This is a genomic window from Kitasatospora sp. NPDC001547 (assembly GCF_042894165.1).
Lineage (GTDB): Bacteria > Actinomycetota > Actinomycetes > Streptomycetales > Streptomycetaceae > Kitasatospora.
Genome location: NZ_JBIAVL010000001.1, coordinates 588,408 through 614,693 on the forward strand (window position 1 = coordinate 588,408; position 26,286 = coordinate 614,693).

24 protein-coding genes are annotated in these 26,286 nt (G+C 74.3%); 12 read left to right on the top strand and 12 right to left on the bottom strand.

What is annotated here, in order from left to right:
- Nucleotides 1-60 precede the first annotated feature (60 nt).
- Nucleotides 61-3,075, top strand: coding sequence for an ATP-binding protein (locus ACFY0X_RS02360; RefSeq protein ID WP_387747885.1), 3,015 nt, complete (start codon nt 61-63; stop codon nt 3,073-3,075).
- Between the two features lie 364 nt (nt 3,076-3,439).
- Here ACFY0X_RS02360 and ACFY0X_RS02365 read toward each other — a convergent pair whose 3' ends face one another.
- The 3 genes from ACFY0X_RS02365 to ACFY0X_RS02375 all read right to left on the bottom strand — a co-directional run bounded on the left by ACFY0X_RS02365 (nt 3,440) and on the right by ACFY0X_RS02375 (nt 7,189).
- Nucleotides 3,440-4,309 (bottom strand): LysR family transcriptional regulator, encoded by an 870-nt coding sequence (locus tag ACFY0X_RS02365; RefSeq protein WP_387747887.1) that lies wholly within the window; start codon nt 4,307-4,309, stop codon nt 3,440-3,442.
- Between the two features lie 135 nt (nt 4,310-4,444).
- Entirely contained in the window at nt 4,445-5,626 is a 1,182-nt protein-coding gene (locus ACFY0X_RS02370; RefSeq protein ID WP_387748073.1) for an MFS transporter, read from the bottom strand.
- A gap of 336 nt (nt 5,627-5,962) precedes the next feature.
- Nucleotides 5,963-7,189: a hypothetical protein gene (locus ACFY0X_RS02375; RefSeq protein WP_387747889.1), complete on the bottom strand. Its 1,227-nt coding sequence runs from the start codon at nt 7,187-7,189 to the stop codon at nt 5,963-5,965.
- A 453-nt stretch (nt 7,190-7,642) separates the two neighbouring features.
- On the opposite strand from ACFY0X_RS02375, the gene ACFY0X_RS02380 reads away from it, so the two are divergent.
- A complete protein-coding gene (locus tag ACFY0X_RS02380) occupies nt 7,643-7,864 on the top strand; it encodes a hypothetical protein (RefSeq protein WP_387747890.1) in 222 nt (73 codons plus the stop codon).
- 38 nt (nt 7,865-7,902) lie between these two features.
- On the opposite strand, the gene ACFY0X_RS02385 is transcribed toward ACFY0X_RS02380, so the two are convergent.
- Nucleotides 7,903-8,694: a hypothetical protein gene (locus ACFY0X_RS02385; protein ID WP_387747892.1), complete on the bottom strand. Its 792-nt coding sequence runs from the start codon at nt 8,692-8,694 to the stop codon at nt 7,903-7,905.
- A gap of 294 nt (nt 8,695-8,988) precedes the next feature.
- Here ACFY0X_RS02385 and ACFY0X_RS02390 point away from each other — a divergent pair, with 294 nt between their 5' ends.
- Complete coding sequence (locus tag ACFY0X_RS02390) at nt 8,989-10,014, top strand: phosphotransferase family protein (RefSeq protein WP_387747894.1); 1,026 nt, start codon at nt 8,989-8,991, stop codon at nt 10,012-10,014.
- A 59-nt stretch (nt 10,015-10,073) separates the two neighbouring features.
- On the top strand, nt 10,074-11,288 hold the full coding sequence (locus tag ACFY0X_RS02395; RefSeq protein WP_387747896.1) for an acyl-CoA dehydrogenase family protein: 1,215 nt from the start codon (nt 10,074-10,076) through the stop codon (nt 11,286-11,288).
- Between the two features lie 190 nt (nt 11,289-11,478).
- Here the strand turns inward: ACFY0X_RS02395 and ACFY0X_RS02400 are convergent, their stop codons facing one another.
- Complete coding sequence (locus tag ACFY0X_RS02400; protein WP_387747898.1) at nt 11,479-11,856, bottom strand: ribosomal protein L7/L12; 378 nt, start codon at nt 11,854-11,856, stop codon at nt 11,479-11,481.
- 329 nt (nt 11,857-12,185) lie between these two features.
- Here ACFY0X_RS02400 and ACFY0X_RS02405 point away from each other — a divergent pair, with 329 nt between their 5' ends.
- Nucleotides 12,186-13,853, top strand: a complete 1,668-nt coding sequence (locus tag ACFY0X_RS02405) for a DUF4157 domain-containing protein (RefSeq protein WP_387747900.1) — start codon at nt 12,186-12,188, stop codon at nt 13,851-13,853.
- Nucleotides 13,854-13,928: 75 nt separating this feature from the next.
- Here the strand turns inward: ACFY0X_RS02405 and ACFY0X_RS02410 are convergent, their stop codons facing one another.
- Nucleotides 13,929-14,132 carry a hypothetical protein gene (locus tag ACFY0X_RS02410; protein ID WP_387747902.1) on the bottom strand — a complete coding sequence of 68 codons (204 nt, stop codon included), beginning with the start codon at nt 14,130-14,132 and terminating at the stop codon, nt 13,929-13,931.
- Nucleotides 14,133-14,445: 313 nt separating this feature from the next.
- Here ACFY0X_RS02410 and ACFY0X_RS02415 point away from each other — a divergent pair, with 313 nt between their 5' ends.
- Nucleotides 14,446-15,726, top strand: coding sequence for an alpha/beta hydrolase family protein (locus tag ACFY0X_RS02415; RefSeq protein ID WP_387747904.1), 1,281 nt, complete (start codon nt 14,446-14,448; stop codon nt 15,724-15,726).
- A 336-nt stretch (nt 15,727-16,062) separates the two neighbouring features.
- Here ACFY0X_RS02415 and ACFY0X_RS02420 read toward each other — a convergent pair whose 3' ends face one another.
- Nucleotides 16,063-16,476 carry a winged helix-turn-helix transcriptional regulator gene (locus ACFY0X_RS02420; RefSeq protein WP_387747906.1) on the bottom strand — a complete coding sequence of 138 codons (414 nt, stop codon included), beginning with the start codon at nt 16,474-16,476 and terminating at the stop codon, nt 16,063-16,065.
- Between the two features lie 81 nt (nt 16,477-16,557).
- On the opposite strand from ACFY0X_RS02420, the gene ACFY0X_RS02425 reads away from it, so the two are divergent.
- On the top strand, nt 16,558-17,379 hold the full coding sequence (locus tag ACFY0X_RS02425) for an NAD(P)H-binding protein (protein ID WP_387747908.1): 822 nt from the start codon (nt 16,558-16,560) through the stop codon (nt 17,377-17,379).
- 58 nt (nt 17,380-17,437) lie between these two features.
- Here ACFY0X_RS02425 and ACFY0X_RS02430 read toward each other — a convergent pair whose 3' ends face one another.
- Both ACFY0X_RS02430 and ACFY0X_RS02435 read right to left on the bottom strand, forming a co-directional pair.
- Nucleotides 17,438-17,995 carry a hypothetical protein gene (locus tag ACFY0X_RS02430; protein WP_387747910.1) on the bottom strand — a complete coding sequence of 186 codons (558 nt, stop codon included), beginning with the start codon at nt 17,993-17,995 and terminating at the stop codon, nt 17,438-17,440.
- Nucleotides 17,996-18,153: 158 nt separating this feature from the next.
- On the bottom strand, nt 18,154-19,155 hold the full coding sequence (locus tag ACFY0X_RS02435; RefSeq protein ID WP_387747912.1) for an ArsR/SmtB family transcription factor: 1,002 nt from the start codon (nt 19,153-19,155) through the stop codon (nt 18,154-18,156).
- A gap of 376 nt (nt 19,156-19,531) precedes the next feature.
- On the opposite strand from ACFY0X_RS02435, the gene ACFY0X_RS02440 reads away from it, so the two are divergent.
- Nucleotides 19,532-20,014: a hypothetical protein gene (locus ACFY0X_RS02440; RefSeq protein ID WP_387747914.1), complete on the top strand. Its 483-nt coding sequence runs from the start codon at nt 19,532-19,534 to the stop codon at nt 20,012-20,014.
- An 82-nt stretch (nt 20,015-20,096) separates the two neighbouring features.
- Here the strand turns inward: ACFY0X_RS02440 and ACFY0X_RS02445 are convergent, their stop codons facing one another.
- The 3 genes from ACFY0X_RS02445 to ACFY0X_RS02455 are packed head-to-tail and all read right to left on the bottom strand — an operon-like array spanning nt 20,097 to nt 22,608.
- Nucleotides 20,097-21,068, bottom strand: coding sequence for an NADPH:quinone oxidoreductase family protein (locus ACFY0X_RS02445; RefSeq protein WP_387747916.1), 972 nt, complete (start codon nt 21,066-21,068; stop codon nt 20,097-20,099).
- Nucleotides 21,065-21,853, bottom strand: coding sequence for an SDR family NAD(P)-dependent oxidoreductase (locus ACFY0X_RS02450; protein ID WP_387747918.1), 789 nt, complete (start codon nt 21,851-21,853; stop codon nt 21,065-21,067). The genes ACFY0X_RS02445 and ACFY0X_RS02450 overlap by 4 nt, the downstream gene beginning before the upstream one ends.
- Entirely contained in the window at nt 21,850-22,608 is a 759-nt protein-coding gene (locus ACFY0X_RS02455) for an SDR family oxidoreductase (RefSeq protein ID WP_387747920.1), read from the bottom strand. The genes ACFY0X_RS02450 and ACFY0X_RS02455 overlap by 4 nt, the downstream gene beginning before the upstream one ends.
- A 182-nt stretch (nt 22,609-22,790) precedes the next feature.
- Between ACFY0X_RS02455 and ACFY0X_RS02460 the strand changes: the two genes are divergently transcribed.
- The 4 genes from ACFY0X_RS02460 to ACFY0X_RS02475 all read left to right on the top strand — a co-directional run bounded on the left by ACFY0X_RS02460 (nt 22,791) and on the right by ACFY0X_RS02475 (nt 26,229).
- Complete coding sequence (locus tag ACFY0X_RS02460) at nt 22,791-23,417, top strand: TetR/AcrR family transcriptional regulator (RefSeq protein WP_387747922.1); 627 nt, start codon at nt 22,791-22,793, stop codon at nt 23,415-23,417.
- 363 nt (nt 23,418-23,780) lie between these two features.
- A complete protein-coding gene (locus ACFY0X_RS02465; RefSeq protein WP_387747924.1) occupies nt 23,781-24,044 on the top strand; it encodes an ABC transporter permease in 264 nt (87 codons plus the stop codon).
- 19 nt (nt 24,045-24,063) lie between these two features.
- The gene (locus ACFY0X_RS02470; RefSeq protein WP_387747926.1) at nt 24,064-24,837 is read left to right on the top strand and encodes a hypothetical protein; all 774 of its coding nucleotides are present in this window, start codon (nt 24,064-24,066) and stop codon (nt 24,835-24,837) included.
- Nucleotides 24,838-24,843: 6 nt separating this feature from the next.
- The gene (locus ACFY0X_RS02475; RefSeq protein WP_387747928.1) at nt 24,844-26,229 is read left to right on the top strand and encodes a hypothetical protein; all 1,386 of its coding nucleotides are present in this window, start codon (nt 24,844-24,846) and stop codon (nt 26,227-26,229) included.
- Nucleotides 26,230-26,286: the final 57 nt, after the last annotated feature.

The window sequence follows — 26,286 nt, forward strand, 5'->3', positions numbered from 1 at the left end:
ACCGGGTCGGCGGGCTCCGCGGTATCGGGCGGCGGGCCGCGCGGTACTAGGCTGAAGCGGATGAAGATGACGTTCGGGCTGTTGGGGCCCCTGACGGTCGCCGTGGACTCGGTGCCGCAGACGCTGCCGCGGGCCACCGTGCTGCGTGGGCTCCTGGGCGCGCTGCTGCTCGCGGAGGGGGAGCGGCTGCCTGTCGGGCGGCTGCTGGACCTCGTGTGGGCGGGGCAGGCGGACCGGGTCGGGCGGGGCGCGGTGCACACCGGGATGTCCCGGCTGCGCACCTGGCTCGGACGTTTCGGGGACGAGGCGGTGGCGCTGGAGTCCGACGCGCAGGGCTACCGGCTGGTGACCGGGCCGGACGCGGTGGACCTCGGACGGTTCCGCCGGCTCGCCGCCGACGGGGACCCGGCCGGGGCGATCGGCCTGCGGCGCGGCCCGGTGCTGGCCGGGGTGGAGCGGATCAACCGCGAGGACCCGCTGGTGACGTCCGTGGCGGACGAGGTGCGCGCCACCGTCCTGGCCCTGGCCCGGGCCGCACCCGCCGCCGGGATGGCCCGGACCGCCGTTCCCGCCCTGACGGCGCTCGCCGAGGAGCACCCGTTCGACGAGCCCGTGCAGGCTGCCCTGCTGGAGCTGCTGGCGGCGGACGGGCGGGCGGCCGAGGCGCTGCGCCGCTTCCAGGCGCTGCGCCGGCGGCTGTCCGAGGAGCTAGGGATCGAGCCGGGCGAGCAGGTGCAGAACGTCTTCCTGGCGCTGCTGGCGCACGACCGGGAGGGCGCCCACACGGACCCCGGCCCGGCCCGCGTTCCCTCCCAACTCCCCCGGGACCTCCCGGACTTCACCGGGCGCGACGAACAGGTGCGGATCGTCCTGGACGCCCTGGCGGCCGGCCGGGTGCCGGTGATCGCCGGCATGGGCGGCATCGGCAAGACGGCGCTCGCCGTCCACGCCGCGCACCGCGCCGCCGCGGACTACCCCGACGGCCGGCTGTACGCCGACCTGCGCGGGGCCGACGAGACGCCCGCCGACCCGGCCGGCGTCCTGGCCGCCTTCCTGCGCGCCCTCGGCGCCGACCCCCGGGAGATCCCGGCCTCCCTGGAGGAGCGGTCCGCGCTGTACCGCACCCTGCTCGCCGGCCGCCGTACGCTCGTCCTCCTCGACAACGCCGCCGGGGAGCAGCAGATCGGGCCGCTGCTCCCGGGGACCCCGGGGGACGCGGCCGGTACGGGTGACGCGGTGGGCGCGGGCGACCACCCCGGGCCCCGCCCGGCCGTCCTGGTCACCAGCCGCGCCGCGCTCACGGCGCTGCCCGGCTCCCGGCTCGTCGACCTGCACGAGCTCGACGCCCCCCACGCCCGGACGCTGCTGCGCCGCATCCTCGGGGACCACCGGGTCGCCGCCGAACCGGTGGCCGCCGCCCAGATCGTCGAACTGTGCGGCGGCATGCCGCTGGCCGTCCGCATCGCCGGGGCCCGGCTGGCCGCCCGGCCGCGCTGGACCCTGGCCCGGCTCGCGCACCTGCTGCGCGACGAACGGCGGCGGCTCGACGAGCTGTCGGCCGGGAACCTGGCCGTACGGGCCGGCTTCGCGGTCGGCTACGCCCGGCTGTCGGAGCCGACCCGCCGGACGTTCCGGCTGCTCGGGCTGCTCGACGCGCCCGACTTCGCACCGTGGGTCGCGGCCGCGCTGGCCGGCATCCCGCCGGAGCAGGCCGAGCGGCAGCTGGAAGAACTGATCGACGCCCAACTGCTGCAGGAGACCGGCACCGAGCCGCACCTGCGCTACCGCTTCCACGACCTGGTCCGGCTGTACGCGCGCGAGCACGCCGAGGCCGCGGACGAACCGGCGGTACGCGCGGCCGCGCTCGAACGGGCCTTCGGCGCCTGGCTCTGGCTGGCCGAACAGGCCGCCGACCAGGTGCCCGGGCCGTGCTTCGCGCCGATCCACGGCCCCGCGCCGCGCCACCCGATGCCGTCCGGCCTCGCGGCGGCGCTGCTGGACGACCCGATGGCCTGGTTCGACGCCGAGCAGCCGGCCCTGAACGCCGGCGCCCGGCAGGCCGCCGCGCTGCGCATGGTGCCGATGGCCTGGGACCTGGCCGCCTGCCAGGAGAAGTACTGCGACGTGCGCGGCCTGTACGACGAGTGGCGCACCACCCACCTGGCCGTCCTCCAGGCCTGCCGCTCGGCCGGCGACGGCCTGGGCACGGCGGTGCTCACCCGAGGCCTGATCGAGGTGACGACCTGGACCACCCCGGCCGACGGCGCCGGGACGGCCGTCGACCTGGCGGACGGCTCGCAGACGATGGTCGCCCTGGCGGACCGCGCCCGGCAGCTCCAGCACCTGTTCGAGCAGGTGGGCGAACCGCGCGGGACCGCCGACGCCCTCGTGCTGACCGCCTGGAGCCTGGTGGCGCAGGGCCGCGAGCGAGAGGCCCTGGACGCCGGCCGCCGCGCCCTGGACCTCGCCGCCGCCCACGACCACCCGGGCGGCGAGGCCCGGGCCCACCAGATCATCGCCATCGCCTACGGGGAGACGGACCTCGACCGCACGATCGAGCACCTCACCGAGACACTGCGGCTGGCGCGGCTGATCGGCAACACCCGCTTCGAGGCGACCGCGATCCAGTTCCTGGGAGCCGCCCACGGCCGGGCCGGCCAGGTGGAGCGCGGCGGCGAACTGCTGCTCCGCTCGCTCGCCATGGCCCGCTCCCTCAAGGACCGCTACGTGGAGGCGTTCTCGCTGCTCTACCTGGCCATGCTGTACGCGGCCACCGGCGACGGCCGGGCCCGCGGGACGGCCGAGGCCGCGCTGGCCATCGCCCGCCGCTTCGACCTGGGACACCACCTCGCCCAGGCGCTCGGCATCCTCGGGGAGCTGGACCTGGCGGCGGGGGACCACGCCTCGGCGGTCGCGCACCTGGAGGAGTCGGTCCTGGTGTGGCGTGCCCGCGGCTGGCGCTCCTTCCTCGCGGAGGCGCTGCGCGCGCTCGGCCGGGCGTACGGGGCGGCCGGGCTGCCCGAGTCGGCGGCGCGGGTGCTGGCGGAGGCGCGGGAGCTGAGCGACATCCGGTAGCGGACGGGGGCGCCGGCGGTCCCACCGTCTTACGCCCTTACCGCTCTACCGCCCCGTCTTACCGCCTTACCGTCGTCGTACCGGTCGCCGGCCAATCGGTAAGCATTCGGTAAGACGCCCCTGCCTAGGATCGATCCCCACGGCACAGGACAGGCACACGAACCAGGCCCCAGGCCCGGTCGACGCGCCCGTCCGGTACCCGCCGCACGAGCAGCCGGTCGGGTCCGCGCAGGGGACGGACCCGGCCGGAGGCGCGTCCAGCGGCCCCGCGAACGCGGGCCGGATCCGGATCCGACGGATCGACGGGCAGGATGACCCGGTTCTTCGGGCCGGTGTCCAGCAGTGAGGCCCCGCCGTCCCGGCGTCAGGTGATGTGCCGCAGCAGCGCGGCGACCGCCGGCGGTGCCTCGCCGGGCGGCCGGACCACCATGACCTTCCAGTGCGGTGCGTGCCGCTCGAAGCGGTACCGGGGGAGATCGGGGAAGCGGTCCGCGATCGACCTGGGCATGATGCAGACGCCCAGGTCGTTGCGGACCAGCTCGGCCGCCGCGACGATGTCGTTCACCTCGAAGGTCGTGCTGCGGTCGACGCCCGCGGCCCGGAAGGCCCGGTCGACCGCGTGGCGGATCGCCCAGCCGGGGGTGAAGTCCACCATGGACAGCCGGGCGACGTCGGCGAGTCGCACCTCGCCTTCCGGGGTCGCCCCGGCGAGTACCCGCCGGGGCGCCGCCAGCAGCACCATGTCCTCGCGGGACAGCAGCCTGGTGGTGAGCCCGCGCTGCTGCCGGCGGTCGAGCGCCACCACGGCCAGGTCCACCGTGCCGTCGCGCAGTGCCTGCCGGATCTCGGCGACGGCGGCCTGACGCAGCTGCACGACCACGCCCGGGTGCTCGGCGCGCAGGGCGGCGAGCGCGTGGTGGAGTCCGGCCCAGACCCCTTGCATGGTGCCGACCGTCACCCGGCCGCACAGCTTCCCCCGTACGGCGTTGACCGCTTCGCGGGTGTGCTCGGCGGCGCGCAGGGTCGCCCGCGCGGCGGGGACGAACGCCTCGCCGGCCGGGGTGAGGGCGACGCGGTGGGTGGTGCGGTCGAACAGCGGGGTGCCCAGTTCGCGTTCGAGGGCGCGGACCGTACTGGAGACCGAGGACTGGACCACGTGCAGCCGCCGGGCCGCCGCCGTGAAGCCGCCGGTGTCCGCCACCGCGACCACGACCTCCATCTGCCGCAGGTCCATCGTCCACTCCTGGTCGGGCCGCGTTCCGTCCGGTCCGGAGGCGGCGTGCTGTCGGTCGTCACCGCATCGTAGGCGGTGGGCGGGCGGCGCCGGCCCGGCCCCCGGCGAGAGGACGGACCGGCGGTCGCGACGGGATCAGGCCTTCGCCGTGCCGGCGCCCGCGTCCGCCTCCGGCCGGCGTTCGGTGGTCCAGTAGAGGAGGGCGAGGAGCGGCAGGGCGGTGCCGAGGACGGTGACGCCGGTCCAGCCCCAGGAGTGGTAGAGGACGGAGCCGAGTTCGGACCCGGCTGCTCCGCCGACGAAGAACATGGCGATGAAGGCGCTGTTCAGGCGGGCCCGGGCGGCCGGGTCGAGCTGGTAGACGGTGTGCTGGCCGAGGATCAGGGTGGCCTGGACGGCCATGTCGACGAGGACGGCGGCGAGCGCGAGCAGGACGACGCTGCGCCCGCCGAAGCCGGCGAGGGCGAAGGCCACGGCGGCGACCGCGATGGCGATGCCGGTCGCGGGGCGGACGAGCCCGCGGTCGGCCCAGTGTCCGGCGAACGGGGCGACGGCCGCGCCGGCGGCGCCGACCAGGGCGAACAGGCCGACTCCGACGGGGGAGTAGTGGAAGCCGGGGCCGGTCAGGACGAAGGAGACGGTCGTCCAGAAGGCGCTGAAGGCACCGAACATCGCCGCCTGGTAGAGGCCGCGGCGCAGCAGGGCGGGGTGGGTGCGCACCAGGCGGGCGGTGGAGCGCAGGACGTGGTGGTAGGGGATGGTGGTGGTCGGGGCGTGGGTGGGCAGGGCGATGCGCAGCGCTATGCCGAGGAGGGCCATCAGGACGGCGGAGCCGAGGAAGACGGTGCGCCAGCCGGCGAGGTCGGAGACCAGGCTGCTCAGGGTGCGGGAGAGCAGGATGCCGGTGAGCAGGCCGCTCATCACCCGGCCGACGATGCGGCCGCGGGCGTGGTCGGGGGCGAGGCTCGCGGCGAAGGGGACGAGGACCTGGGCGACGACGGAGGTGGCGCCGCTGATCAGGGAGGCGACGAGCAGCATGGGGAAGCTGGTGGCGAGCCCGGCCGCGACGAGGGCGAGGGTGGTGACCGTCAGCAGGGCGGTGATCAGGTTGCGCTTCTCCAGCCGGTCGCCGAGCGGGACGAGGAAGAGCATGCCGATCACGTAGCCGACCTGGGTGAGGGTGATCAGGGCCCCGGTGGTGGCGGTGCTGGTGTGGAAGACCTCGCTCAGCGAGGACAGCAGGGGCTGGGCGTAGTACAGGTTGGCGACCGTCATGCCGGAGGCGACGGCGAAGAGCGCGATCAGCCAGCCCGGCACGCCGTGCGGGGCGGCAGCCGGAGCGGCGGTCGTGCTCGCGCCTGCGGTCGTGGTCGAGCTTGCGCCTGCGGTCGCGGTCTCGCGCTGGCGCGCGGCGGTCGGGAGATCCGGCGATGCGGACATGTGCACCTACTCGTGGCAGCGGGCCGGGGATTCCGGCGGGGGCGGGACGGACGGCAGCCTCCTCGCTGCCGTCCCGCAGGTACGAGCGTTGATCCGCCCCCGCTGCTTCCTCATTTGAGGAGATGCTTCGGAATGTCAGTCATCTCCGTTGGAGATGACCGTGGGGGTCGAGGTCCCAGGGTCCAGGGCCCAGGCCCATGCGGGGCCGCCGCGTCACTTGACCAGGCGGGACCAGTCGGCCGGCTGGGCGGGGTCGAGCTGGCGCAGCTTGTCGAGGACCTTCGGGTCCTGGGCGTCCAGCCAGTCGGCGACCTGACGGAAGGAGACGCAGCGGACGCCGTCGCGCTTGCAGACGTTCTTCATCACGTCCTCGATGGCCTGCATGTAGATGCCGCCGTTCCAGGACTCGAAGTGGTTGCCGATGAAGAGCGGGGCGCGGCTGCCGTTGTAGACGCGTTCGAAGCCGGCGAGGTAGCTGTCCCGGGTCTCCTTCTCCCAGGTGTCGTACTTCTTGGGGTCGCCGTTGGTGGTGTTCCCGGACTGGTTGGCCAGGAAGTTGAAGTCCATCGAGAGGCTCTGGGTCGACTTGCCGGAGTAGGGGAGCATCTGCAGCGGGAAGTTCCAGATGCCCTCCTTCTTGACGGGCCAGACCTGGAACTCGCCCGGGGAGCTGGCGTCGTAGCGGAAGCCGGCCGCCTTCTCGGCCGCCAGCAGGTTCTTCTGGCCCTCCAGGCAGGGGGCGCGGCCGCCGACCAGTTCCCTGGTGTAGTCGAAGGGCAGCGGGGGGAGGTCCTTGAGACCGGTGTTGGTCTTCCAGTTGGTGACGAAGGAGACCGACTGGTCGAGCTCGCTCTTCCACTCCTCGGTGCTCCAGTCGCCGCCGCCCTTGGGGCCGCAGAAGTGCCCGTTGAAGTGGGTGCCGATCTCGTTGCCGTCCAGCCAGGCCAGGCGCAGCTGCTCCACGGTGTCCTTGATGTGGGGGTCGGTGGCGAAGTCGATGGAGGCTTCGCCGGCCTTGTGCTGCGGCGGCTGGTAGAGCGTGCTCCTGGACTTGGGGAGGGTGTAGAGGCCGGTCAGGAAGAAGGTCATCTGGGCGTTGTTCTCCACGCCGAGCTTGCGGAAGTGGGAGAACAGGCGCTCGTCGCCCTCCAGAGCGCCGTCCCAGGAGAAGACGACGAACTGCGGCGGTTTCTCGCCGGGCTTGAGCCGCTCGGGCACGGGTTGCTTGGGCTGTGGGCCGGTGTCGGAGGTGGAGCCGTCGCCGAGGACCTTGACCTGGCCGTCCCAGGTGGGCGTGGGAGCGGGCGGCGGTGGCGGCGCGGGGGCCTCCGTCGTGGTGCTCGCGGCGGGAGTGGAAGGCGTGGTGCCGGTGGCGGCGGAAGGTCTGCTCTGCGCGCCGGAGCATCCTGTCGCGAGGGCGGAGGCCCCGAGGACCCCCATTGCCAGCAGGATGGCCGAGCTGCGAGCAGTCCGCACCGGACCCCATTTCTCTGATCTTCGATCAGACGGCGTTCTGAAGACGATCGATGGATGTGATCATCAGAACACTTTTGATCGACCTCTGTCGAGGCGGGTCCGGCACGGTTGCGGAGGGTACGGGGGAGGAAGCAACTGCCCTACGTCACAAGGCGGATGCTCCGCCGGAACCGCGCCGGCGTGACGGTCCAGGACGCGCTGGAGGGCGGCGCGGAGCACCGGTCGGTGGTCGGGTTCGAGGACGGAGGTCTCGTCGTCCAGTTCGGCGACATCCGTCCCCAGGGGGGCGCGCCGCACAGCTTTCCGGCCAAGTTCGTGGCATGGCCACGGCGCTCCGTACCCAATCGTTCCGGTCCCGGCTAGGGTCGCATCAGCCCCATGAACCTCCGTGGACCTTCCCGATTGGACTGGTGTGCCATGAACAGGACGTACTACCGCCCGCTGGACCGTCCGGCGACCACGACCCGCCGGAGTCGGCTCGCCTCCGCCGCAGGAGCCGCCGCGGTGCTCGCCTGCGTCGTCACCGGCATCGCCGTCGGCGCCGCCGGTGCCGCGACCGCCGCTCCCGGCTCGGTCCCCGCGCCCGCCATCACCATCTACGGCGTGGCCGGGGCCACGCAGCCCGCCGAACCCCGCTGAGCCGGGGGCGGCCCCCTCGACGGAGCGGCCCCCTCGACTCACACGTGGCAGCGGACGTTGACCAGCAGGGTGTCGCCGGGAAGGCCGATGAGGTAGGCCAGTAGATCCTGGTGCCTGCCGGCGACCTCCGGCTCGTGGTCGCACGTGGCCCGGCCCCGGCAGGCCCCGTGCAGCGGCTCCTCGTCACCGTCGCACCACCATCCGCCGAGGGTGAGCACACCGCGCGGCGGCAGCAGGCTGAACGCGTAGGCCAGCGTGAACTCCTCGCGGCTGCGCTCGCCGATGCCGACCGGGTCCCAGTCGAAGGTGAAGTGGTCGCCGAGGTCGCGCCGTTCGAGGGCCGGCGCGACCTCGGCCCAGGCGCGTAGGGCCGGCTGCGCCCGGTAGGCGACAGCCTCCCGCGAGCCCGGGTAGGACGCCCGGGTTCCACCGTCAGCGAGGTGGCGCCCGTAGAACACAGACTCGCCGTGCGCGACGGGGTGTTCGGCGGCCACCTCCCGCCAGCGGTCCCACACCAGGCCGGTGTGTTCGGCGGCCTCCGTCCGCTGCCGGTCGCGGAAGTCGATCAGCTCGCGCGGTCCACCCGCGCACAGGCCGGGTTCCGCTCCGTCCGGCGTCCCGTCGGGGAACGGTCGCCCGGCGACCAGGCGCGGGTCGTCCTCGTGGCCGGGCAGGACGGGCAGCCCTCCGCCGCCGGTGATCCGGTAGCTGTCCCACACATCCCGCTCCACGGCGCCCGCGCCGTCCGACGCGAAGGGCCGCATCGCCTCCGCGACTGCCTCGTCCACCCTGGTCGCGTCCGCACCGGGCAGGCACACGATGATCCTCATTCCAGCCACCCCGGCAGGGTAGGGGATGTTCCGCGGATCCCTCAGCGGAAAAATGATCTTCCCGGTCTGATCGATTCCGTCAACCTCCACGCGTGAACGGAACCGGCCGGTACCGGTGGCGCACCCGACTCCGAGGCCACCGCCGTGCTCGTCGAGCGGTTCCGGGTACGGCATGGATGTGCGGTCTTGAGCGACCTTGGGCGGCATCGACATGGTGGCATTGACAGCGGACGCCCGCGGCTGAATGCTAAGCAAGCGCTTAGTCAACGAGACCCCGCCTGGAGGAGCCGCCCGATGGCCGAGACCCCCGCCGACCCGCCCGGCCTGGACCTGGCCCGACTCCGGTCCCACCTGGAGCGCGAGCTGCCCGGCACCCTCCAGGGGGCCCTGCGGGCCGACCTCATCGAGGGGGGCCGCTCCAACCTCACGTACGTCCTGGGCGACGGCGTCTCCCGCTGGGTGCTGCGCCGGCCCCCGCTCGGGCACGTCCTCGCCACCGCCCACGACATGAGCCGCGAGTACCGGGTGATGACCGCGCTGCGCGACACCGGCGTCCCCGTTCCCCGTACGCTCCTGCTTGACCAGGGCGAGGACGTGCTCGGCGCGCCCTGGTACCTCATGGAGTACGTCCCCGGTACCGCCCACCGGGACGCCGCCCCGCTCGCCGCCCTCGGCGAGCAGCGGGTGCACGCGCTCGGGCGCAGGCTGGTCGACACCCTCGCCACCCTGCACCGGATCGACCCCGCCGCCGTCGGCCTCGCCGACTTCGGGCACCCGGACGGCTACCTGGAGCGCCAGCTGCGCCGCTGGGCCAAGCAGCTCGCCGCCTCCCGCAGCCGCGACCTGGCGGACCTGGACCGGCTGGGCGACCTCCTCGGACGGCGGCTGCCGGCCTCACCCGCGCCCGCCCTGGTGCACGGCGACTACCGCCTGGACAACGTGCTGGTCGACACGGACGACGACATCGCCGCCGTCCTGGACTGGGAGATGTCCACCCTCGGCGACCCGCTCACCGACGTCGGCCTCCTGGTGATGTACACCGAACTCGCGGGCGTCGGCGGCGGCATCATCCCCTCCGCCATGACGGCCCCCGGCTTCCCCGGGCCGGACGAGATCGTCTCCCGCTACGCCGACGCGACCGGCCGCCGGGCGGAGGACCTCGACTGGTACGTCGCCTTCGCCTCCTTCAAGCTCGCCGCCGTCGCCGAGGGCATCCACTTCCGCTTCCAGCAGGGCCGCACCCTGGGCGCCGGCTTCGAGCGCGCCGGCGAGATGGCCCCGATCCTCGCCCGGCACGGGCTGGGCACCCTCAAGGCCTGATCACCCCTCGACGCCTGAGCTCCCAAGGCCCGCGCACCCTCAAGGAGAACCGAACACCGATGGACTTCGCCTACGACGCCCGGACGAACGAACTCCGCGAGCAGCTGCTCGCCTTTATGGACGAGCACGTGTACCCCGCCGAGCCCGTCCTCGCCGCCCAACTCGCCGACCGGGACCGCGAACCCTGGGCCGTCCCCCCGGTCGTCGCCGACCTCCAGGCCGAGGCCCGCAAGCAGAACCTCTGGAACCTCTTCCTGCCCGGCGAGCTCGGCGCCGGACTCACCAACCTCCAGTACGCCCCGCTCGCCGAGATCACCGGCCGCAGCATCCAGTTGGCGCCGCCCGCGCTCAACTGCGCGGCGCCCGACACCGGCAACATGGAACTGCTCGCCCAGTTCGGCAGCGCCGAGCAGCGCGAGCGCTGGCTGCGCCCGCTCCTCGACGGCGGGATCCGCTCCGCCTTCGCGATGACCGAGCCCGAGGTCGCCTCCTCGGACGCCACCAACATCGCCACCCGCATCGAACGGGACGGCGACGAGTACGTGGTCAACGGCCGCAAGTGGTACATCACCGGCGCGATGAACCCCGACTGCCGGATCCTCATCGTGATGGGCAAGACCGACCCGGCCGCCGAGCCGCACCGCCAGCAGAGCATGGTGCTCGTCCCGCGCGACACCCCGGGCGTGACGGTGAAGCGCGGCATGACGGTCTTCGGCTACGACGACGCCGACCACGGCGGCCACGCCGAGGTGCTGTTCGAGGACGTCCGCGTCCCGGTGGAGAACCTGATCGGCGAGGAGGGGACGGGCTTCGCCATCGCCCAGGCCCGGCTCGGCCCCGGCCGGATCCACCACTGCATGCGCGCCATCGGCATCGCCGAGCGGGCGCTGGAGCTGATGTGCCGCCGGGCCGGCGAGCGGGTGGCGTTCGGGAGGCCGCTGGCCGAGCAGGGCGTGGTGCAGGACTGGATCGCCGAGTCCCGGGTGCGGATCGAGCAGTTGCGGCTGCTGGTGCTGAAGACCGCCTGGCTGATGGACACCGTCGGCAACCGGGGTGCGCACACCGAGATCCAGGCGATCAAGATCGCCACCCCGCGCACCGTCGAGTGGATCCTCGACAAGGCCGTCCAGGCCCACGGCGCCGCCGGCGTCAGCCAGGACACCCCGCTCGCCCAGCTCTGGGCCGGCAACCGCACCCTGCGGCTGGCCGACGGCCCGGACGAGGTGCACAAGCGCTCCCTGGCTCGCCGGGAGCTGCGGAAGTACCGCCAGTGACCTGATCCGGAGATCCGGCGTCGGCCGGGTGCGAGCCGTCCTGGTCCGAAGCTCCCGCCGTCACCCGTCACCGATGCCCGGCGGGAGGTGCTCCGGTCCTGGGCCCGTCGCCGCTCGACGGCCCGGGTACCGCGGCGCACCCGTGCTGACCCTCCGGCGCCCCGTGCCGCCCTCAGGGGCGCCAGGGCGTTCAGAGGGTGAGTCGGATGGGCCCGTAGGCGGCGCAGCTCTCGCAGCCGCAGCTGGTGAGGGAGTTCGCCAGGCAATGGGCCGACGGCCAGGAGCGGGACGCACACGGGCCCGGGTCGAGCGGCGCCTCGTCCCCCGGCACCGTTCGGTCGCACCAGGTGCACCGGACAACCGCGGGCACACCAGCCTCCCGCAACCGCCGGGCCGCGCCGACGGCGGTGTCGAACGGGACCTCCTCCAGCACCACCGCAGGGGCACTGCCCAGGAGCACCTTGCTGCGCCACAGGCTCAGCCCGGTCACCGCCCTGACGGCCCGCAGGGCATCCGGCCCCTCGTTCCCGGCTCCGGTCACCAGCGCGGTGAACTGCGGATCCTCCACGGGCGCATCTCCTCCGGCGACGGGACAACCGCCCCAGTATGTCGGCGGACAGCCCCTCGGCCCACCGGTTTTCGGGGGCCGCCGAGCCGCCTGGGCAACCCGGACATCCTGCTCATGCACGACGACCCGCTCTGGTCGCACTGAAGCGCCGTCGGCTGACGTCCCGCCAGGAGCGGGCGTACCGCACCCTGATGCCGTGCCGCCTGTACGGAAGTGCCGTGGGAGACCGTCGCGGGGGCCCCCGAGTCTGCCCTGGAGGACCTTCCGCCGCGCCGTGGCCGTCGGGTTGAGTGGGAGGTTGCCGACGATCCCAGGAGGGGCTGAGCCCAATGCGCAAGCGGGAGAACGAGGAAGCCACGGGGGCCAGGGCGGGCCAGGAAGCGAGGCGCGCGCCCGCCCGGGCCGGGCAGCCGCGGTCGGGGTTGCTCGCCCTCCAGGGCACCGTGGGCAACGCGGCGGTGGTCCAGATGCTCCGCCGGGCCGGCCACGGCCCGGACGAGGAGCAGCACCGGCATGGTGACGGCTGCGGCCACGAGGGCTTCGACGGCCCCGCCGTCCAGCGTGCCGCCGCCCCGGCCGTTCAGCGTTCCTCCGTCCACGATGTCCTGCGCGGCCCCGGCCGGCCCCTGGACCAGGCCACCCGTGCGGACATGGAGTCCCGCCTCGGCGCCGACTTCTCCGACGTGCGCGTCCACACCGGCGGCGCCGCGAAGGCCTCCGCCGCCGAGGTCGGAGCGCGTGCCTACACCTCCGGCAACCACGTCGTCATCGGCGAGGGCGGGGCCGACGCCCACACCCTCGCCCACGAGCTCACCCATGTCATCCAGCAGCGCCAGGGGCCGGTCAGCGGTACCGACAACGGCGCCGGGCTGAAGGTCTCCGACCCCTCCGACCGCTTCGAACGCGAGGCCGAGGCCAACGCCCGCGCGGTGATGAGCCGTCCGGCCCCGCGCGCCGCGTCCGACGTGCAGCGTTCGGCCGGCCCCGGGACGGGGACGGCCGGTGCGGCGGAGGCGCCCGTGCAGCGCACCCTCGCGGCGAAGCTCTCGAAGGGGACCCCGGTCGTCAAGCACACGGACGAGCGGGACATCGAGGGGCAGACGATCCTCGGTTTCAGCCTCGGGTCCTATCTGATCTCCGAGGGCGAGGACGGCAAGAAGGCCCGGGCGTCCCTCAAGGACAAGTCGTGGGGGACGGTCGCGGACCGGGAGGCGTCCCGCGCGGAGTACGAGGCGGCTCGCGCCCAGGAGTTGGACCCGGCGGTCCTCGCGGCCAAGCAGAAGCAGAAGGACCTCGACCTCGGCGAGAACTACCTCAGCGCCGACTACCGCCGGATCAACCCGCTCCTCGCGGCCCTCGGGCAGGTCGGCTTCTCCCCCGGCGAGATCGCCGCCCCCGGCTTCTCCTACAAGTCGAAGGAGCGCGAGGTGCTGGAGACGTGGCGCAGTGTCGCCATGGCGCGGGGATACGCGGACGAGCAGACCACGGGGGCGTGGGACGAGCGGAGCCTCGCGGACACCTTCGACATCTTCGCCCGGATCAACGGCGTGTGGGACGACTTCGCGACGCCCCGCGCGAACGCGGACGGCAACGTGGTGCGGGGCGACAGCAAGCACCTGTACGAGTCGTTCGGCGGCATCCTCAAGCAGCAGGAGAGCCACCCGGACGGTGGCTACGTCCCGGTCGACCAGACGATCGAGTGGCCGGCGATCCTGTCGACCACGTACGGCGATCCGTTGACCCACACGTACGTCGCCGGCAAGGAGATCGTCTGGGAGTTCGGCCTCCCGGAGGACCACCGGGGAAGGGCGCTCGGCAGGAACAACCAGTCCGAGGAGGAGATGACCTTCCCCATCGGCACCAAGATCCACATCAACCGGATCCTGGTGCGCAGCGGCGACTTCCGGGAGGAGCTGACGGCGAAGTACGGCGAGAGCGCGCTCGTGATCGTCTTCGCCGACATCGTGGCGGGACAGGGACCGAACGGCGGAGCCTGAGGTGACACGCCGAGGCCGGTGCCGCGGCGCCGGGAGGCGTGCCGCGGCACCGGCCCGAGGGCGGGGAGCCCGCTGCTACAGGAAGGCGAGGATGTCGATCTGCCCGTCGGGCCGGGTGGCGATGGTGGCCTCGCCCGGGCCCTGGGCGGGATCGGCGTTGAGGTACGCGGCCGCGGCGTCCGCGTCCGCCCTGACGACGTGGCGCCAGGTCTTCGTGCCTGCTGCCTCCCTCACCAGCGACTTCTTGTGGTCCGAATCGGACGCGCCGGCCTGGGTCATGGGTCGCTCCTTCGAATGGCGGTCGAGAGTGCCGCCCCGGCCGGGCGGCAGCTGGAAGCTAGCACCGGCGGTGGCCGAGGACGCCGTATCCCGGCGGCGGTTCGACGCCGTACCGCGGCGCGTTCCGTCGGACGGCGCACGCGGACGACGCGCGCCCGGGCGAGGCCGGTCGCGGGGCGGGGCCCGGGCGGGTACCCGTAGGGGAGTGATACCCGGGTACTCAGGGGCGGGTTGGCCCCCTGGTATGACGGCCGCGCCCCCTCCCCGACCGTAGTGTCCTGGGTGTTCGATGATCGGAAGACGGAGGAACACCATGGGCATTCCGGGACGGGCCGTGGCAGCGGTGGTACTGGCGGCGGCAGCGGCCGTGGGCACGATCGGCGCGACCGGAGCGGTGGCGGCGGCGCCGGGGGAGGCAGGCACCGGGCGGCAGGCGCGGGCCTGGCTGCCGGAGCCCAGCGGGCCGTACCCGATCGGGACCACCGCGCTGCACCTCACCGACACCGGACGGGAGGACCCCTGGCACCCCGGGCAGCGGCGCGAGCTGATGGTCAGCCTCTGGTACCCGACCTCCCACCCGGCCGCCGGCGACGACCGCGCCCCGTACATGGAGCCCGCCGCCGGGAAGCACTTCGACGGCCCGGACGGCGTCGGCCTGCTCAACTACGGCACCGCGCCCGGCCGCACCGACTGGTCGGCGATCCGCACCCACGCCCGCAGGGACGCCCCGGCGCTGTCCGGCGGCCCGCGCCCGGTGGTGCTGTACTCGCCCGGCCTCGGCGACCCGCGCACCTGGGGGACGGCGCTGGTCGAGGACCTCGCCTCGCGCGGCTACGTGGTGGTCACCGTCGACCATACCTACGAGGCCTCCGAAGTCGCCTTCCCCGGCGGCGACCTGGCCCCCTCGGTGCTCCCCGGCATGCTCGGGCAGCCCGGGCTGGACATCGGCGCGGTGCTGCGCAAGGCCATGGACACCCGGGTCGCCGACACCCGCTTCGTGCTGGACCAGCTCGCCGGGCTGGGCGAACGGCCGGGCCTGCCCGCCGGGGTGGCCCGGGCGCTGGACCTCGGCCGGATCGGCATGGTCGGCCAGTCGGCGGGCGGCTTCACCGCGCTCCAGACCATGCACGACGACCCGCGGATCGCGGCCGGCGTCAACATGGACGGCCAGCTGCACTTCCCCGGCCCCGACGGCCACACCGGCGTCACTCTGCCCAGCGTCGCCGAGGACGGCCTGAACCGGCCGTTCCTGCTGATGGGAACCGGGAGCGACGACTCCGGGAGCTACCGGAACCAGCCCGGCTGGAACGCCCTGTGGCAGCACAGCACCGGCTGGCACGCCGACGTGACCCTCACCGGCTCCCGCCACGGCTCGTACACCGACGCCCAGCCCCTGCTGCCGCAGCTCGCCCGGCAGGGCGTGCTCGACGCCGAGCAGCTGCGCAAGGACGTCGGCGACATCCGCCCCGGCCGGGCCGAACTCGCCACCCGCTCGTACGTGGCGTCCTTCTTCGACCGCTGGCTGCGCGGCCAGGACGACCACCTGCTGGACGGGCCCTCGGCGCGCTTCCCGGAGATGGCGTACGAGCGGTAGCCGCCCCGGCCACAGCGTCCGCCGGCCGCCCGGCCGCGTCCCGGCCTAGCGGCCGCGGGCCGCCCGGACCGCGGCCGTGATCAGCCGGTGGTTCTCCGGCCCCGCGCCGTACCCCGACGGCAGGCCGAAGCGGCGGCGGGTGTACGCGTAGGCGAGGCCGCTATCCGGGTCGGCGAGGGCGAGGGAGCCGGTCGCCCCGCCGCCACCGTCCCGTGAACGCCGCTGCCCTCGTGCGCCATCGCCTGCCCCCCACCGTCGGTCGTCTGCCGGTCGGAGAGCCACAACAGCCTTACGGGGGCGGTCATTCCCGCGGTCGCCGGAGTCCGCCCGAACGGGTCAGCGGAGCTCCGAGCCCGGGTTGGCCTCGTCCCACGCGCGGCGGGAGGAGACGATCGCGTCGTGGTGGTCGTACGACCAGTCCGCCATCGCCCGCACCAGGTGGGTCAGGCTGTGGCCGAGCGCGGTCAGCTCGTACTCCACCTGCGGCGGGACGGTCGGGTGGACGGTCCGCGAGACCACGCCGTCGCGCTCCAGGCGGCGCACGGTCAGCGTGAGCATCCGCTGCGAGATGCCCGGCAGGGCGCGCTGCAGCTCGCGGAACCGCCGTACGCCCTGGGCGAGTTCGACGACGGTGAGGACGGACCACTTGTCGCCCAGGCGGTCCAGCAGGTCGCGGATGCCGCAGTCCACGCCGTCCTCGCACCAGACCACCGGGCGAGGGGTGGTTACCGCGGTGTGCCCTGCTGACATGAATGTGCCTCCTTACGCCGGACGCCCAGGCTATCGAGGATGGTCGGGTAGCCGACGACCGATCACCCCTGGAGGAACCCCATGCTGCTCGTCACCGGAGTCAACGGAGGCCTGGGCGCGCTGGTGCTGGAGCGGCTCGCCGGGCGGGACGGCGTCGCGGCCGGCTCCCGGACGCCGGAGAAGGTGCCCGACGGCGTTCCGGCCCGACTGGTGGACTTCGACCGGCCGGACACCCTGGCGCGGGCCTTCGCCGGGGTGCGGACCCTGCTGCTGATCTCGGCCGGCGCCGCCGAGGACGACGTGGTGATCGCCCGGCACGGCGCCGCGATCGAGGCGGCGGAGCGGGCGGGCGTCGAGCACGTCGTCTACACCAGTCTGTCCGGCGACGGCGACCACCTGCCCTACGCCCTCGCCCACCGCTGGACGGAGCGGCGGCTGCGCGAGTCCGCCACGCTGCGCTGGACGGTGCTGCGCAACGGCCTGTACGCCGAGTTCCTGGGGGCGATCGCCGCACCGGGCCCGGACGGGGTGATCGGCGCTCCGCTCGGGGACGGGAAGCTCGCGGCGGTGGCCCGGGCGGACCTGGCGGAGGCGGCGGTGAACGTCGCCCTGGCGCCCGCCGGACACGCGGGCCGGACCTACGAGCTGGTGGGGGAGCGGGCGTTGGGCGGCGCGGAGCTGGCCGAGGCGCTCGGCGCCGAGTACCGGCCGGGACGGCTCGCCGACACCCGGGCGGCGGTGGGGGCCACGGGCGCGCCGGCCTTCCAGGTGCCGATGCTGGTGGGCACCTACTCGGCGATCGCCCACGGCTTCCTCGCCGGCCCGGGCGGGGCGGGGGATCTGGCGGCCCTGCTCGGCCGCGAGCCCCGCCCGGCCCTGGAGGTCATCGCCGGGGGCCGGTGAGGCGTCGCACGGCGCGGGCGGGCGGTGCGGGCTCCCGCACCGCCCGCCCGCGTACGGGCTACGGGCAGAGGCGGTGCGGGGTCGGGGTGCACTCGGGGTCGGGGTCGACCGGTCCGCTGCCGCCGGGGCGGAAGTTGGACCACCACAGCGGCGTGCTTCCGTAGTAGACGACCATGTTCCCGGAGTTCTGGATGGCGAGGTAGGCGCCCGGGTGGCCCCAGGTCTGGGCGTTCCACACCGCGCGCATGGCGGCGTCGTACGCGACCAGGTTGCCGTCGGCCTGGATGTAGAAGTAGCTGCCGATGCCGTACGTGCCCTGGGCGGTCCAGATCGCGGCCCCGTTGTGGTACAGCACCACGTGCCCGTCACCCTGCTGGTACAGCACGGTGCCGCCGTCGGGCGAGGACCAGCTCTGCCCGCGGCTCAGGCCCGCGGTGCCCTGGACGACCGTCTGGTCGGCGTTCGACACGGCGGCGGTCGCGCTCACCGCGGGGGCCCCGGCGGAGGTCCCGGCCGGTGCGGCCTGGGCAGCGGTCGCGCCCAGCAGTCCGGCCGCCATCAGCGCGGCGGCCAGCACGGCGCCGGCCCGGGGAGCGAGGGTGCGCGGGTTTCGCATGGGGGTCACTCTCCTGAAATCGCCCGTACCGCGGGCAGGTTGCCGCGGTCCCTGGGAGCCGCGGCGGTGTGACGGCCGCGGCCTGGCCAGTCTCACCGGGAGCGGTGCGTCCGGGCCATCCTTTCGATGCACCTCGAAGCCGGGCCCGGCCACCGCCCTCACGCCGCCGGCTCCGGATCGCCGTCGAGGAGCGCGGTGCCGAGCCGGCTGCGCCGGTGGCACACCGCCCTGCCCTCCCGGCACGTGGTGATCAGCCCGGCGTCGCGGAGGATGGCGGTGTGCCAGCTCGCGGTGGCGGGGGAGACGCCGAGCGCCGCCGCCAGCCGGGAGGTGCTCAGCCCGTCGTCCAGCAGCAGGAGGATCCGCGCCCGGGCGGGGCCGACGAGCTGGGCCAGCGCCGCGCGGGAGCCGTCCGTCGACGGCGGCGCGAGCCAGCTCAGCGGCCGGGCCACCGGGTAGGTGAGGGTCAGCGGCAGGTCCTCGTCGACGACGGCGGCCGGGTGCGCGCTGAAGAACGACGGGACCAGGGTGAGCGGACGCCCGCCGGTGTGCACCTCCCAGTCGACCGCGCAGGAGGCCGAGAGCGTCCCGTCCTGCCAGCGCAGCACGTCCTCGTCGAAGCTGGACAGCAGCCCCTCGGCGCCGCCGGAGAGCACGGCCCGGATCCGCTGCCTGCGGTCGGTGTCGGCGGCCTGCTCGGTGCGCGGCCGGTAGGGCGCGATGGCGATCCGGTGGTACTGCCGGATCGCGGCGCCGAGCGCCTTCAGGGCGCCGAGCTCGCCCTCGGCCAACTTCCTGGTCCACAGTGGCAGTTGCGGTCGGTACCCGGCGTACCTGGTCAGCTGGGCGGCGATCTGCCGGCGGGGCGTGGACAGGACCTGGTCGATCCCCTCCTCCAGCGAGGTGCCGCCCTGGCGCGGGATCAGGAAGTCCGGGGCGTAGCCGTCGATGGGGAACAGCCGGGCCAGCGCGGCCACGGTGCGCTCCAGACCGCCGCGCCTGATGCGCTCGGTGACCTGGCGGCGCCACGCGTCGAAGGCGAGGTTCGCCTCGCGGTTCTGGTACAGGTACAGGCTGGTGGTGACCTCCCAGAGGGGGTCGAGCCCCTCGGCCATGCGGACGCGGCCGATATCGCCGCTGGACAGGTGGAAAGTGAGCACGACGCCCCCCCGGGCTTCCGTCGTTCGGTCAAGGTGCGGTGACTACGACGTCCCGGCCTTCCCGCGCGTCGCGGACGCCGGTGCGAACGCCGGTGCGAACGCCGGTGCGAACGCCGGAGCGGGCGCCGGAGTGGAGCCCGGAGTCGGCGCCGGAGCGGGCGCCGGTGCGGGCGGCTGAAACGGTGTCATCCCCGCATCCTGACAGTGCTCCCGCCCCCGCCGCAGCCGTATCGGCGACCGGGGCGACGCACCGAAGGCCGCCCCCCGTCACCCGAAATTCACGGACCGGGGTCTACCCGCATAGACGGCGCTGCGCCATCCTGGTGCGGTGCCGGTCCTCGGAGCCTGCTCGGAGAAACGCCATCCTCACCGGGAGATGCAGATGAAGCCACGCACCGCAGCCACCGTCGTCGCCCTGGCCGTGGCCGGCCTCGCCGTCGCGGCGCCCCCGGCCGTCGCGAGCGGCACCAAGCTGTCGCAGGCGACGGCCGCCGCCCAGTTCAGCAGCGCCGGCATCACCTGGAGCTCCAGCGGGGGCTGCACCACCAGGTCCAACTCCACCTGCACCTCGTTCGAGCAGATCAACTCGGGCACGGTCGACGCCGTCATCACCCTCAAGCGCGCCAGCGGCTGCGCCATCAACATCACGGGCGGGACCGAGGTGGGCCACGCCTCCGGCACCTACAGCCACTACAACGGCTACAAGGTGGACATCAGCCGCAACTCCTGCATCGACGGCTACATCCAGAACAGCTTCACCTACATCGGCTACCGGGGCGACGGCTACCCGCAGTGGAAGGCCGCCTCGGGCAACCTGTACTGCAACGAGGGCAGCCACTGGGACATCCTGGTCTACTGACGCCGAGCCGGGGCGGGTGACGCCGAACCGGGGCGGGGCCGTCGCGGCCCCGCCCCGGCCGCGCTCCGGGCGGCGCGGCGGGTCAGTCGCCCAGGACGGCGATCCGGCCGGTGCTGAGCCCGGCGGCGACGCGGTGGACGGCGTCCGCGGCGGCGGCCAGCGGCACCCGGGCGCTGACCAGGGGTCGGACGGCGCCCTCGGCGGCGAGCTCGGTGAGTCCGTCGTGGGCGGCGCGGACGGCGCGCGGGTCACGGGTGTTGTAGAGGCCCCAGTGCAGGCCCAGGATCGAGTAGTTCTTCACCAGGGCGTGGTTGAGCGCGGGGGCGGGGATCTGCCCGGCCGCGAAGCCGACCACCACGATCCGGCCCTCGAAGGCGACGCACCGGGTGGAGCCGGTGTAGGCCTCGCCGCCGACCGGGTCGAAGACCACGTCCGCGCCGCGCCCCTCGGTGGCCTCCTTGACGGCGGCGACGAAGTCCCGTTCCCGGCGGTCCACCACGAGGTCGGCGCCGAGCGCCTGCGCGGCCCGCGCCTTCTCCGGCCCGCCGACCACGGCGATCACCCGCGCCCCGGCGGCCCGGCCGAGCTGGACCGCCGCGCTGCCGACCCCGCCGGCCGCCGCGTGCACCAGCAGGGTCTCGCCGGCCCGCAGCCGGGCCCGCCGGTGCAGCGCGAACCAGGCGGTCTGGTAGCCGATGTGCAGGGCGGCGGCCTCGGCGTCGTCCAGCGCCTCGGGCGCGGGGAACGCGGCGGCGGCGTCCAGCAGCGCGTACTCGGCGAAGGCGCCGTGCGGCAGCACCGGGTTGCCGATCAGCCGCTCGCCGCGCCGGGCGCCGTCCACCACCTCGCCGCACAGCTCCACCCCGGGCGTGAACGGCAGCGGCGGGCGGACCTGGTACTGCCCGCGCACCATCAGCGCGTCCGGGAAGTTGACGGCCGCCGCCCGGACCCGGACCAGCAGCTGCCCCGGGCCGGCCACCGGCCGCGCGACGTCCTCGGCCAGCCGCATCACCTCGGCCGGCTCGCCCAGCTCACCCACCTGCCAGGCCCTCACAGCGCCTCGCTCCTCTCCAGCTCCCGCTGGAGCCGGTTCATCCCGGCGATCCAGCGGTCCGGGTCGGTGGCCCGCACGCGGTAGTAGTCGGCGACCTCGGGGTGCGGCAGGAGCAGGAAGCGCTCCGCGCGCATCCCCTCCAGCGCCGCCTCGGCGACGTCCGCCGGGTCGAGCGCGGTCGGGGCGAGCAGCGCCTCGCCGACGGCGCCGGTGGAGGCGAGCATGTCGGTGCGCACGCCCTGCGGGCAGAGCGCGTGCACCCGGACGCCGCGGTGCCGGTAGGTCGCGGAGAGCCACTCGGCGAAGGCCAGCGCGCCGTGCTTGCTGACCGCGTACGGGGCCGAGCCCAGCATGGTGAGCAGTCCGGCGGCGGAGACGGTGGCCAGGAAGCGCCCTTCGCCGCGCTCCAGCCAGCGGGGGAGCAGCAGTTCGGCGGCCCGGACATGGGCGAGGACGTTGACCTCCCAGGCGCTCGCCCAGGCCGCGGCGGGCGCGTCGGCCCCGCCCACCGGGGCGACGCCGGCGTTGGCGCACCAGACGTCGATCTCGCCGAGTTCGGCGCGGGCCCGGCCGACCAGGTCGGCCAGCCCCTCGGCGGAGGCGGCGTCCCCGGGCAGCGCGGCGCCCGCGCACTCCGCCGCCACCGCCCGCGCCGCCGCGGCGTCCTGGTCGTTGACCACCACCCGGGCGCCGGCCGCGGCGAGGGCCCGGGCCAGCGCGGCGCCGATGCCCCGGCCGCCGCCGGTCACCACCACGCCCCGGCCGTCGAACGCCGAGGCGGTCACATTCCACCGCCCAGGGTGACCCCGCCGTCGACGACCAGGGTCTGTCCGGTGATCCAGCCGGCGTCCGCGGAGAGCAGGAAGGCGACCGCGCCGGCGACGTCCTCGGGGACGCCGAGCCGGCCGAGCGGGTAGGCCTGGGCGACCTCCTCCTCCCGGCCCTCGAACAGCGCCTGGGCGAACTTCGTCTTGACCACGGCGGGGGCGACGGCGTTGACCCGGATGCCCTGGGGGCCCAGCTCGGCGGCGAGTTCGGTGGTGAGCCGGATCAGCGCGGCCTTGCTGACGCCGTACATGCCGATCCCGAGCGAGGAGCGGATGCCCGCGATGGAGGCGACGTTGACGACCGAGCCGCCGTGCTCGCCCATCCAGGCGGCGTGGGCGCGGCGGGTCCAGGCCAGCGGGGCCAGCACGTTGACGGCGAGGATCTTGGCGGCGGCGGCCTCGTCGGTGTCGAGGACCGGCCCGTAGACCGGGTTGATGCCGGTGTTGTTGACCAGGTGGTCGAGCCGGCCGAAGGCCTCCAGGGTGCGGGCGACCGCCTCCTCCTGGTGCGCCGGGTCGTCGGCCTTGCCCGCGACGGCGATCGCGTTGTCCGGCCCGCCCAGGTCGCGGACGGCCTCGGCCAGCGGCTCCGGGTTGCGGGCGGTGAGGCAGACCCTGGCCCCGCGGTCGACCAGCTCGCGTGCGATGCCGAGGCCGATGCCCCGGCTCGATCCGGTGACGACGGCCACCCGGCCCTTGAAGGAGTGCACCACGGAGCGTCCTGCCTTTCGTGCGAGGATCTCTTCCAGCTGCTGACTAAGCGCTTGCTCAGCATGCTGTCGGTGCGGGAGCCTGTCAACAGCCGGTCGGACGTCCGCCCAGGCCCGGTCCGCAGGGCGGTCCGGCAGGCCGGTCGGCGGGAAAGCCTGTACGAGTTCTCTGGGAGGATGACGCCATGACCAGCACCCCGCTCGCCGACCTCTGGCCGACCCTGCCCGGCGCCGACGCCCGCCCGGAAGCGGCGTACCGGCTGCTCCAGGCCGCCGTCGAGTCGTTCGCGGAGCGCGGCTTCCACGCCACCACGACCCGGGACATCGCCACCGCGGCGGGGATGAGCCCGGCCGCGCTGTACATCCACTACCAGTCGAAGGCCGCGCTGCTGGCCGAGATCAGCCGGGCCGGGCACGCCGCCACGCTGACCCTGGTCCGGGACGCGGCGGCCGGCCCGGGCGGCCCGGCCGAGCGGATGCGGCGCCTGGTCGAGCAGTTCACCGCCTGGCACGCCCGGGCCCGGAGGGTCGGCCGGGTGGTCAACTACGAGCTGCACGCGCTGCCCGAGGACGACTACGCGGTGGTCGCCGCGCTGCGGCTGGACATCGAGCGCGAGGTCAGCGCGCTGATCGAGGCGGGCGTGGCGGCGGGGGACTTCCAGGTGGCGGAGGTGCGGACGGCGGCCCGTGCGGTCACCTCGCTGGGCATCGACGTCTCCCGCTGGTACACCGACAACTCCTCCGAGGCGCCGGAGGAACTCGGGCGCCGCTACGGGGACCTGGTGCTGCGGATGCTGGGCGCCCGGGTCTGACCGCGGCGGCGGTCGGCCGGCCTCCGGGAAGGGCCCGTTCCACCCTTGACCTGCTCACGGAGTGCGAGCAGACTCGTATACGAAGTACGTGTGCCTCGTAGGCGTACAGCGTAGGCGGACCGGCACGCAGGGTGACACCGCGAGCCCCTCCCCGCGCACTCCCACCGCAGCCCCGACGCTGCGGATCGAAGCAACCACCTCCCGCGGCGACCACGCCCCCGACCGGCGGCGCCGAACGGGAGCGACCCCCGCCCCGGGCCGGACCGGCCGGGTCGTGCCGCCGCCACGGCGCGGCGGCACGGGAACGGCGCGCGCCGCGTCGCGCGCGGCCCGGGCGGTCGGAGAGAAGGGGGAGGCGCAGTGATGCCCTTCCGGCAATCCCATCCGGTCCGGCCCCGCTTCTGGCTGGAGACGGCCGTCGGCGGGCTGTCCGGACTGCTGTTCCTGCTCACGCTGGTGTGGCCGCAGTGGATCGAGACGCTCCTCGGCATCGACCCGGACGCCGGCAGCGGTGCGGCGGAGTGGCTGGTGGTCGCGCTGGCGGCCGCCGTCACCGCCGCCTGCCTGCTCGGCGCGCGGATCGAGTGGCGTCGGGCGCACCCGTCCTCGGTCCGCGCCGCGCGCTGACGGTGTAAGGAGGACCGTCATGAACGACCCAACACCGGACGTCGGCCGCGAGCGGCTGACCGAACTCGTCCGGCAGGCCCCGCTCAGTTTCCGCGGCACCGTGACCCGGGTCGGCGGCACCTCGCTGGCGGCGGTCCCGGCCGAGGACCGCGACGAACGGACGGCCGTGGTGAAGGTGGACGAGGTGCTGCACGCACCCGACGCCTTCAGACAGCTCGCGGGCAGCGAGGTCACCGTCCAACTGGCCGCCGACGCCGACCTGCTGCAGGTCGGCGACTCGGCGGCGTTCTTCACCCAGGGCCTGGTCTACGGCGAGGGCCTGGGCGTCCGGGAGATCGGCCGGCTGCCCGCCGAGGCCGTCCAGACCCATGTCGCGCTCGCCGCGACCACCGCCGACGAGCTGCCCTTCTCGTCGGTGCAGCGCCGGATCCGCAACCAGGACATCGCCGAGCACGCCGCGACGGCGGACGCCGTGGTGGTGGGCACGGTGGTCGCTCTGGAGGACCTCGGCCTGCCGGCGTACTCCGAGCACGCCCCGCAGTGGTGGCGTGCCGTGATCGACGTCTCGCACGTCGAGTCCGGCCAGGTCGAACCCGGCCGGACCACCGTCGTCTACCCGAGCAGCACGGACATCCGCTGGCGTCAGGTGCCCAAGCCGGTCGCCGGGCAGCTGGGCCTGTGGCTGCTGCACGCCACCCGGGGCGACCTGGCCGAGCGGGCGCCGTTCCAGCTGCTCGACCCCGACGACTACCAGCCGGCGCAGAAGCTCGCCGTGCTCCAGGAACGGAGGTGAGCCGACATGCCCACCATCAAGGTCGTCAACATCACCCCGAAGGCGCTGAGCGGCGACCGGCTCCTGGACAGTGAGCCCAATCTGGCCGTCAACCCGGAGAACCCGGACCAGATGGTCGCGACCGCCTTCACCCCCGATCCGATGGGCGGCCCGCTGGCCCCGGTGTACGTCTCCGCCGACGGAGGGAACACCTGGGTGCTGAACAGCGTCGTCCCGGGCAACGGGAGCCTCGGCACCGGGGACATCAGCATCGGTTTCGGCTCGCGGGGCGGCCGGCTCTACACCGGCATCCTCAACGGCCGGACCGGCGACATGCAGATCCTGCGCGCGCCGAACATCGCCTCGCCCACCCCGATGGGCGTGCTCGTCGACCGGACCGACGAGGACCAGCCGTGGGTCGTCGCCGTCAGCGTCACGGCGGACGGCCACAGCAACGACCGGGTGTACGTCGGCAGCAACGACTTCGCCTCGCCGGCCAACACCGCCACCGTGGACGTCTCGGGCGACGCCGGGACCGGGCCCGCCCCGGCCGGCTTCGCCCCCGTCCGGCTCGACCGGCGGTCCGGGGTGGTCTTCGACGGCCCGCCGGTGCGGATCGCCGCGCACCCGGACGGCACGGTCTACATCGTGTTCATGAGCATCACCGCCGAAGCCCCGCTGGACCGGGCCCGCAAGACCTTCGACGTCGTGGTGACCCGCGACGACAAGGGCGGCGTCGGGCCGAGCCCCTTCGAGGACCTCCTGGACTCGGCGGACGGCGAGGTCGGCCAACGCGCGGTCAGCGGCCGCAAGGTGCGGTTCAACCCGCAGCAGCGGACGCTGGGCCAGGAACGCACCGGTGCGGACCTGTCGATCGCGGTGGACCCCACGGACTCCAACAGCGTCTGGGTCGCCTACTGCGACAACCTCGGCGGCGCCGTCCCCACCGACTACGTGCTGCACACCCTGCACTCGGCGGACCGCGGGCAGACCTGGTCCACGGCCCGCCCGGACGTGGTCAACGGCAAGAACCCGTCCTTCGCCGTCAACTCCGACGGCCTGGTCGGGCTGGTCTACCAGCAGCTGACCCACAACCAGTGGTCGACGGTGCTGGAACTCAGCGACGACGGCTTCCGGACCGTGGAGAGCCAGGTGCTGCACCAGGCCCCGGGCGACGTCCCGCCGGCCGGGAACCAACTGCCCTACCTCGGCGACTACATCCGGATGGTCACGGTCGGGAAGGACTTCTACGGCATCTTCGCCGGCAACAACACCCCCGACCGGGCCAACTTCCCGGTGGGCGTGACGTACCAGCGCAACGCCAACTTCACCACCCGTCAACTGCTCAGCACGGACGGCGTGACCAGGATCGCGCCGTCGATCGACCCGTTCTTCTTCCACCGGGCCGCGTGAGTTCCGCCGGGCGGCCCGAGCACCCGCACGGGCCGCCCGGCAACCGCAAGCCCACGG

What these genes read in the sequence shown, in the direction of transcription:
- ACFY0X_RS02385 (WP_387747892.1), bottom strand. Translation starts at nt 8,694, where the DNA reads ATGAGGATCATCGTGTGCCTGCCCGGTGCGGACGCGACCAGGGTGGAC.
- ACFY0X_RS02405 (WP_387747900.1), top strand. Translation starts at nt 12,186, where the DNA reads ATGCGCAAGCGGGAGAACGAGGAAGCCACGGGGGCCAGGGCGGGCCAG.
- ACFY0X_RS02425 (WP_387747908.1), top strand. Translation starts at nt 16,558, where the DNA reads ATGCTGCTCGTCACCGGAGTCAACGGAGGCCTGGGCGCGCTGGTGCTG.
- ACFY0X_RS02380 (WP_387747890.1), top strand. Translation starts at nt 7,643, where the DNA reads ATGAACAGGACGTACTACCGCCCGCTGGACCGTCCGGCGACCACGACC.
- ACFY0X_RS02390 (WP_387747894.1), top strand. Translation starts at nt 8,989, where the DNA reads ATGGCCGAGACCCCCGCCGACCCGCCCGGCCTGGACCTGGCCCGACTC.
- ACFY0X_RS02440 (WP_387747914.1), top strand. Translation starts at nt 19,532, where the DNA reads ATGCAGATGAAGCCACGCACCGCAGCCACCGTCGTCGCCCTGGCCGTG.
- ACFY0X_RS02365 (WP_387747887.1), bottom strand. Translation starts at nt 4,309, where the DNA reads ATGGACCTGCGGCAGATGGAGGTCGTGGTCGCGGTGGCGGACACCGGC.
- ACFY0X_RS02415 (WP_387747904.1), top strand. Translation starts at nt 14,446, where the DNA reads ATGGGCATTCCGGGACGGGCCGTGGCAGCGGTGGTACTGGCGGCGGCA.
- ACFY0X_RS02475 (WP_387747928.1), top strand. Translation starts at nt 24,844, where the DNA reads ATGCCCACCATCAAGGTCGTCAACATCACCCCGAAGGCGCTGAGCGGC.
- ACFY0X_RS02430 (WP_387747910.1), bottom strand. Translation starts at nt 17,995, where the DNA reads ATGCGAAACCCGCGCACCCTCGCTCCCCGGGCCGGCGCCGTGCTGGCC.
- ACFY0X_RS02410 (WP_387747902.1), bottom strand. Translation starts at nt 14,132, where the DNA reads ATGACCCAGGCCGGCGCGTCCGATTCGGACCACAAGAAGTCGCTGGTG.
- ACFY0X_RS02465 (WP_387747924.1), top strand. Translation starts at nt 23,781, where the DNA reads ATGCCCTTCCGGCAATCCCATCCGGTCCGGCCCCGCTTCTGGCTGGAG.
- ACFY0X_RS02360 (WP_387747885.1), top strand. Translation starts at nt 61, where the DNA reads ATGAAGATGACGTTCGGGCTGTTGGGGCCCCTGACGGTCGCCGTGGAC.
- ACFY0X_RS02395 (WP_387747896.1), top strand. Translation starts at nt 10,074, where the DNA reads ATGGACTTCGCCTACGACGCCCGGACGAACGAACTCCGCGAGCAGCTG.
- ACFY0X_RS02460 (WP_387747922.1), top strand. Translation starts at nt 22,791, where the DNA reads ATGACCAGCACCCCGCTCGCCGACCTCTGGCCGACCCTGCCCGGCGCC.
- ACFY0X_RS02470 (WP_387747926.1), top strand. Translation starts at nt 24,064, where the DNA reads ATGAACGACCCAACACCGGACGTCGGCCGCGAGCGGCTGACCGAACTC.
- ACFY0X_RS02375 (WP_387747889.1), bottom strand. Translation starts at nt 7,189, where the DNA reads ATGGGGGTCCTCGGGGCCTCCGCCCTCGCGACAGGATGCTCCGGCGCG.
- ACFY0X_RS02420 (WP_387747906.1), bottom strand. Translation starts at nt 16,476, where the DNA reads ATGTCAGCAGGGCACACCGCGGTAACCACCCCTCGCCCGGTGGTCTGG.